Origin of the sequence: Capnocytophaga sp. oral taxon 324 str. F0483, from assembly GCF_000318315.2 — a bacterium.
In the GTDB taxonomy this organism is placed as follows: Bacteria; Bacteroidota; Bacteroidia; order Flavobacteriales; family Flavobacteriaceae; genus Capnocytophaga; species Capnocytophaga ochracea.
In genome coordinates this window covers 1-7,935 of sequence record NZ_KB291512.1, presented here as the reverse complement: position 1 = coordinate 7,935, position 7,935 = coordinate 1, and the positions used below count along the sequence as shown (strand labels likewise).

Below are 7,935 nucleotides of genomic sequence, written 5' to 3'. Positions count from 1 at the left end.
CAGCCCTTAGAGCGATGGAGTATAAAGCTCCTGAAAAAACTACCGACCCCAAAGCACTCATAGGGGCGTGGCAGATAGAAAAAGCTACCTTTAATGGACAACCTATCGAAAAAGAACCCTGTGAAGATAAACAAGTAGATATTTATACCGCCAATACAGTAACTAATTATGACTTTGGCTTCAATAGTAATACTAATCGTTGCGAGTTTGAAAAAGGCAGAGCGGTGCCTTATACTGCTTCTAATGGTATGATTATTAAAAAAGACGATACTCCTGAGAACTTTTTTGTAAGAGGAAATAGGCTTGTTATTTCATTTATAGATAAAGATGATGACGATAATCAAGGAACGTATGAGTATACATTTAAGAAACTTACAGAGGCAGAACTTGCGGAGATAAATAAATTGGAGAAGAAATAAAAGTAAGACAAGAAACACTGATAATCAGTAATAAAAACATTATAGGTGCGTTAAAGTTTTGTTAAACTCTGGAATTATTTTGGTAGTTAAAAAAAACGCCGTACCTTTGCCGACGCAATGAGGGTGGTAGCTCATTGTAAAACTTCAAATAATAGTTTTCATAATTTAAAGTTTTGGTTGGTTAATGGAAAAGTCCGATAGTAATATCGGGCTTTTTTTTTGCAGAAAAAGTATTGTTATTTAAAAAAGATTTTATACTTTTGCGGAGAAAAACTGATATAAAGAATGACACCCATATACAGCCAATTACTTATTCCGTTTCTCATTGCAATGGCAGTAGCCATTACGATGGGAGGTAGCGGTACCGCTCCTGCATTCTCGGCAAGCTATGGCGCTAATGTGATTAGAAAGACTGTTATCCCGGGGTTATTTGGGATAATGGTGTTTGTAGGGGCGTTTTTGGCAGGGAAGAAAACGGCAGGTACGATGGGGAGTGGCATATTACCCTCGGAGTATTTGGATTTTACGGTGGTATCGATAGCCTTATTTTCGATAGCGGTAACGATGCTTATTTCGAATATTTCCGGGATACCGCAGTCCACCAGTCAGGCAGCAGTATTAGCCTTAGCGGCACCAGCGTTGTATTTTGAGAAGTTAGACACGAATAGGCTATTTATGGAGATTATACCTGCGTGGTTTATATTGCCTGTGATTGCTTATTTTCTGAGTTATTTTGCGGGGAAATACATTTACCAACCGATGCGCAGGCGAGGGCTGACGATACAGCGGGCGCAGAATGAGAACAAGAAGCATATTTGGGATGTAGCGTTGGTGATAATGGCTTTGTACGTATCGTTTGCGATAGGCTCTAACAACGTAGCTAATGCGACGGGACCTTTGTATACAATGACGATTAATGAGCTACACATTCGCGAGAGCGACCATATTGTTATTTTGATGTTGGCTACCTTGGTGGTAGCACCGTGTTTTGGCATTGGCGCTTCGCTTTTTGGACATAAGATACTGAAGAATACAGGGAAGGAAATAATACTTTTTGGGAAGTTTGAAGCGGTGATTATCGCATTTATATCGGGGAGCTTGTTGTTGCTGGCTTCGGTTGTAAAAGGAATACCCACCTCATTGGTACAAGTGAATGTAGCAGCTATCTTAGGAATAGGCGTAGCGAAAATGGGACATAAGAATATTTTTCGCAAGACTCAAGTAAAGCGATTTTTTGCGATGTGGATGATAGCACCTATTATAGCGTTCTTTTTGTCGTTGTTATTGGTTTTTTTAGCTGATAAGAACCAAATGTTATAAACAAAATACTTAAAGAATTGTTAAAAAATAGGGTGAGAGAAGAGGAAATATGAGAAACAAGAAAAGGAGAGAATAGAGTGTATAAAACTATAAATCAAACATATATAAAAAATACACAAAAAATAGAATATTAATATATAGTTAAAATTGAGAAAAGATGATACTACATTAAAAAAAAGTAGTATCTTGCGCCCGAATTTTTATGCTAACAAGTGTTTTTACTATGAAAAGAAATTTATTAAAAGTACCTGTTTATATGGCCTTAGCAGGATTGTTGCTCGCAGGTTGTGGCAAGAAGACTGATAAGAACACATCGAGTGCGACAGGTTGGAAAATCAACGCGAAAGAAGGTGGTTTTCAATACAATACAGATTTTAAAGACCAAGAGACAGGTCCTGGTCTTGTGCTCATTGAGGGAGGTACCTTCACTATGGGTCAGGTGGAAGACGACATAATGCACGACTGGAATAACACACCTACCCAACAACACGTACAGTCTTTTTATATGGACGAAACAGAGGTAACCAACAAGATGTATATGGAATACCTCGATTGGTTAAAACGTGTGTTCCCACCAGATGAAGAGCAATATAGAAATATATATATAGGTGCCCTTCCTGATACCTTAGTATGGAGAAGCCCTCTAAGTGCTAATGAAGCAATGGTTAGCAATTACTTGCGTCACCCTGCTTATGCTGAGTATCCTGTAGTAGGGGTAAACTGGGTGCAAGCAGTACAGTTTAGTTCTTGGCGTACTGACCGTGTGAACGAGGCAATCTTGGAACGTGATGGTTATCTTGCAAAAGATGCTCGTTACCAAGTAGATGCTACTAGCACATTTAGTACCGATACTTACCTGAACGCTCCATCACAAACTTACGGAGGTAAGATAGCTGGTGAAATGGGAGGTAAGAAAACCAATAAAGAAGGAGAAGCAACTTATGCTAAACAAACTAGCGGTATTTTATTGCCTGAGTATCGTTTGCCTTCTGAAGTAGAGTGGGAATATGCTGCTAAATCTTTGGGTGGTATTCGTGAATATAACTCATTGCAAGGTAGAAAGAAATACCCTTGGGATAGCCAATACACTCGTTCTACCAAACGTAGAACTCGTGGAGACCTCTTAGCTAACTTTAAACAAGGTAAAGGTGACTACGGTGGATTGGCAGGTTGGTCAGATGATAAAGGTGATATTACTGTAGCAGTTAAAACTTATCCACCTAATGACTTTGGTTTATATGATATGGCAGGTAACGTAGCTGAGTGGGTAGCCGATGTTTATCGTCCTATTGTTGATGATGAAATAACAGATTTCAACTATTACCGCGGTAACGTGTATATGAAACACGCTATTAGTGAAGACGGAAAACAAATAGTAGTAACTCCTGAGAATGTGAAGTATGACACTTTGATGAACGGTAAAATTATCGCTCGTAATTTGCCAGGTAACCTTGCTACTGTTCCTATCGACTCAAACGAAACCTATTTGCGTTATAACTTTACACACTCCGATAATCGTAGTTATCACGATGGTGATAAATCATCTACACGCAACTATCGCAACCAAAATGACTTGATGGCAGAAGGTTCAGAGTATACAAACTCAATGTACAATGCTCCTCGTCCTAAAAGACCAGGTAGCGATATCAGCGGTAAGGGTTATGATACTTCTAACGACCGCACTTCACTTATCGACGACGAAGTACGCGTATACAAAGGAGGTTCTTGGAGAGACCGTGCTTATTGGCTTGACCCAGCACAACGTCGTTTCTTACCTCAGTACATCGCTACCGATTATATAGGGTTCCGCAACGCTATGAGCCGTGTAGGTTCAAAAGCCAAAAAGAACCATAAAACTCCTAAAGGATAAAAACCATAAAATATTTCATAGGCAAAGAGTCTTCTTGAACTTTTCAAGAGGGCTCTTTTCTTTTTTTACAGAAAGTAAGAGAAACAATTTGTTTAACTCAAAAAAACGCTGTAGTTTTGCATTATAAAAGAACTAATAGTTTATGATAGAAGAGCTTTATCAAAGATATATAACTTCAGCGGGCGTAAGTACTGATACCCGCAATATAACACCTAATAGTATTTACTTTGCCTTAAAAGGAGCTTCGTTTAACGGTAACACCTTTGCTCAAGAAGCTCTTGCCAAAGGAGCCTGTTATGCAGTAATTGATGACCCTGCTTATCACATCGCCGATAAAACACTTTTGGTAGACGATGTCCTCACTACACTCCAACAGCTCGCTACTTATCACCGCAGGAAGCTAAAAACACTCGTTATTGGTATTACCGGTAGCAATGGGAAAACCACCACAAAGGAGCTTATCAAGTCGGTATTATCACAACAACTGAACATAGTAGCTACACAAGGCAACCTAAACAACAATATAGGAGTACCTCTCACTTTGCTCACAATTAAACCAGAAACCGATATTGCTATTGTGGAGATGGGTGCCAATCACCCCGGTGAAATTGCCTTCCTATGTTCTATTGCTGAACCCGACTATGGCTATATTACCAGTATTGGTAAAGCGCATTTAGAAGGCTTTGGTTCTTTTGAAGGCGTCATAAAAACCAAAGGCGAGCTCTATGATTACCTCAAAGCACACCATAAAACCATTATTGCCAATGCCGATAATCCTATCACCGAAGCACTTTTGGGAAACTATAATAATGTATATAGTTTTGGAGTAGGCGAAGGGGTAAACGTCTCTGTGCAATGTCTCAGTACTCAACCCGTGAAAATACAGTTTGCTGACTCGTCCCTACAAACCACCACAGAAGGATTCCCAGCCAATATAGAGGGCTTTACTGATACTCCCACTGTCGCAACTTCTCATCTGGTAGGGAGCTATAACTTCACTAATATTGCTGCTTCGGTAGCTTTTGGGCGCTACTTTAAACTCTCTACAAAGGCTATTCAGAAGGGCATAGAGAGCTATATTCCTCAAAACAATCGCAGTCAGCTATTGGAATGGGGTAGTAATACAGTTTTGCTCGACGCCTATAACGCCAATCCTAGCAGTATGACTGCTGCTATCGATAATCTCCTTTCTATGAACAGCTCCCCTAATAAAGTGCTTATTCTCGGCGATATGTTTGAGCTTGGCGATTACGCTACTCAGGAGCATCAAAGCATTGTCGATAAACTCACAGAGCACCAATGGGCAGGGATCTACCTCATCGGAAAGAATTTTAAACAAACTAAAGCGCCTTATCCGCAGTATGAAACCTTTGAGGAATTCCGAGAAGTCTTTAAGAATCTTTCTTTTCAAGACAACCTAATACTCATCAAAGGTTCAAGAGGAATGGCTTTAGAAAGACTTATAGCCAACTCTTAAAGAGCATAAAAAAACAGCGAAGGGCTGTCGGCAATGCCGACAGCCCTTCGCTTATCCTCTGATAACTACTGATTGTGTTTCTTCACATAATCAATAATTCTTTCTGTAAGATTGATATGGTCAGTACCCCGTACACCGTGTGCGTGCATCGGGTAGATAAATAACTCTATAAAGTCGTTTTTCTTGATAGACTCACGTGTAATACTCATCAGGTGCTGAGGTACTACTACATCGTCTACACTGCCGTGAATAAATAGTAGTGGGCGCTTCAAGTTCGTGAGGTATTTGCCCACTCGGCTATTCTCGTAACCCTCTGGGTTTTCTTGTGGGGTATCCATATAGCGCTCGCCATACATCACTTCGTAATACTTCCAATCGGTTACAGCCCCTCCTGCCACAGCAGTTCTGAATATTTCAGGGTGACGAGTGAGCAAGCTCGAAGCCATAAATCCTCCAAAACTCCAGCCGTGTACTGCTATCCTATTGCCATCTACATAAGGCAGACTCTTCAAATAATCCACCCCTTTAAGCTGGTCTTTTACCTCTATTTCTCCCAAACGGCGGTGGATTACGCTCTCAAAAGCAAAACCTCTGTTTTCACTACCGCGGTTGTCTAAGGTAAACACAATATACTGTTCGTTTTCTACAAAAGCGTGTAACCACAAGTAAGTATCTGCCAACCATTCGTTTTTCACCTGTTGGGCGTGTGGTCCTCCATATACATAAATCAGCACAGGGTACTTTTTGTTAGGGTCAAAAGTTTTAGGTTTGTGCAATTTACCGTAAAGAGGTGTACCGTCTTCGGCTTTCAGCGTTACAAACTCGGTGGTGCCTACCGCAATACCTTCCAGCGGATTCTTAGCCGTAAGCAAATGCTGTCTACTGCCTTTATCCGTACTTACAAGGTCTATATTTTGTGGAACGCTGATACTGCTATAGCTATCCAAAAGATATTTCCCGTCACTGCTCAGCTGTACGTTATGAGTTCCTGCTTCGGGAGTAAGAGTATTCACCTTTTTAGGGTTTTTAAGCTCTATCTTAAAGCAATGTTGCTCACGTGGGTCAGCACCTGTACCGGTGATAAATACGTATTTCCCTTGCGCGTCGAAACCTAAAATATCTTGCACTACCCAACGGAAATTGCTGACTTGCTTAATGAGTTTGCCATTCACATTGTAATGGTATACATTTGTAAAACCATCGCGCTCGCTTAGCCATAAAAACTCATTTGCGTTGTTCGGCAAGAACACAGCAGGCTTTTCGGGCTCTACCCATTTAGCGTTGCGCTCTTCAAAAATTGTATTTACCTTTTTGCCCGTACGTGCGTCGTAACGGTTTAAGGCAAAGTGGTTCTGCGCTCTGTTTACTTCCGCCAAAAGGATATATCGCTCATCAGGGCTCCAAGCCAAATTCGTGAGAAAGTGCTCATCGGTAGTGTTGATGTCTAAATAAGAAACCTTCCCGCTTTGGAAATCGTAAATCCCTACTGCTGCCTGCTCGCTCGGCTGACCTGCCATCGGGTATTTAATCGCTTTTAAGGTAGCAGGAGTAGTGGTAATATCCACCAAAGGGTAATCAGCCACCTTGCTTTCGTCTTTCTGATAAAAAGCTAAATAATTGCCCTTAGGCGAAAAGAATATACCTTTATTAATGCCAAATTCGTTGCGGTGAATCGATTTACCCGCTACAATATTCGCATCAGTAAAAGCAGTAACCGCTTGTTTTTCATTCTTTTCAGTAGCCAAATACAAATTATTATCTAAGGTATATGCCACCGATTTTGTAAGAGGATTGTATTCAGCGTTTTCAGCCCCTTTGGGTAGCGTGATACTACTGAGCACATTCTTGCGCTCGTAATTGTAACGGTAATAAGTATTATCCACTTTTAAAACCATTTCCTCTTTACCGATATAGGTGATAGGAGGCAACGAACCGCTGTTTCGCAAGTAGCTTTGCAACCACTCAAACCCCATTGTGAGCTCACTGCCAATAGCGCCCACTTTTTCACCTTTGGGGTTGAAAATCTCATACGTATCACCTTTGCTGTACAGATACAGGTCAGTGCCCTCAATCCACTGCAAATTATCCAAAGTTTCAGGAGAGAGCAAGCGGTATCCCATTTCAGAAGAAGGGTCTTGTACCGCGTGAAAAACCGCTTCGGCAACCGTCAGTTTACGGTCTTGAGCTAACGCCGAAAGCGTAATAAAAGCTACGAATAGCGAAGTAATAACTCTTTTCATAATTCAGTTTTACCAATGTAATGAATTGTTTTTACAGCGCAAAAATAAAACATTCTCTTCAAATAGCCAAAGCCTTCACCACTTATTTTCACCCTTTTTCTCGAAAAAAATCCCTATAAATTTGGTCAATTCATTTTTAAATACTACTTTTGCACCGTCTTAATTAAAAACAGACAGGTCTCATAGCTCAGCTGGTTAGAGCATCTGACTCATAATCAGAGGGTCGTTGGTTCGAGCCCAACTGGGACCACCCTCAAAACAAAAGCACTTACAAACGTTTGTAAGTGCTTTTTTATTATACCCCAACTTCGGTTTAACTACATATTCCATCACCACACACCACCCTTTTTTTCGCTGTCCTATCGCTGGCGCGAGCTTGTAGCTCGTGCCCATTTGGTTCCTCCTAACCTCTCTAAAACCTTTTACAACCCCCTATTAGTCACCACATTTCCCCTTTGAACGGAAGTCCGCGAGAGCGGAGTATGTGAGAAGGGAGAGGTTCATCACCTTTCCCAGCTTGTCCCCCTTCGGGGGTTCGGGGGCTTACCGAATAAAAGACTCGTCACAGTTCCCCTTTTGGAGGTAGCCAGCGACAGCTGGGTATGTGTA

The 7,935-nt window shown here is 41.1% G+C and carries 5 protein-coding genes and 1 tRNA gene; 5 read left to right on the top strand and 1 reads right to left on the bottom strand.

What is annotated here, in order from left to right; all coding sequences use genetic code 11:
* The 4 genes from HMPREF9072_RS12490 to murF all read left to right on the top strand — a co-directional run.
* Positions 1–419, top strand: a 419-nt coding sequence (locus HMPREF9072_RS12490; RefSeq protein ID WP_009410790.1) for a lipocalin family protein, incomplete at its 5' end; no start/stop codon positions are given.
* A 285-nt stretch (positions 420–704) separates the two neighbouring features.
* A complete protein-coding gene (locus tag HMPREF9072_RS04710; protein WP_002674226.1) occupies positions 705–1,739 on the top strand; it encodes an inorganic phosphate transporter in 1,035 nt (344 codons plus the stop codon).
* Positions 1,740–1,941: 202 nt separating this feature from the next.
* Positions 1,942–3,609: a gliding motility lipoprotein GldJ gene (gene gldJ / locus HMPREF9072_RS04705; protein WP_009410789.1), complete on the top strand. Its 1,668-nt coding sequence runs from the start codon at positions 1,942–1,944 to the stop codon at positions 3,607–3,609.
* Positions 3,610–3,751: 142 nt separating this feature from the next.
* On the top strand, positions 3,752–5,086 hold the full coding sequence (murF, locus tag HMPREF9072_RS04700) for a UDP-N-acetylmuramoyl-tripeptide--D-alanyl-D-alanine ligase (protein WP_009410788.1): 1,335 nt from the start codon (positions 3,752–3,754) through the stop codon (positions 5,084–5,086).
* A gap of 65 nt (positions 5,087–5,151) precedes the next feature.
* Here murF and HMPREF9072_RS04695 read toward each other — a convergent pair whose 3' ends face one another.
* Complete coding sequence (locus HMPREF9072_RS04695) at positions 5,152–7,326, bottom strand: S9 family peptidase (protein WP_009410787.1); 2,175 nt, start codon at positions 7,324–7,326, stop codon at positions 5,152–5,154.
* Positions 7,327–7,502: 176 nt separating this feature from the next.
* Here HMPREF9072_RS04695 and HMPREF9072_RS04690 point away from each other — a divergent pair.
* Positions 7,503–7,576 (top strand) — tRNA-Ile (locus HMPREF9072_RS04690).
* Positions 7,577–7,935 lie beyond the last annotated feature (359 nt).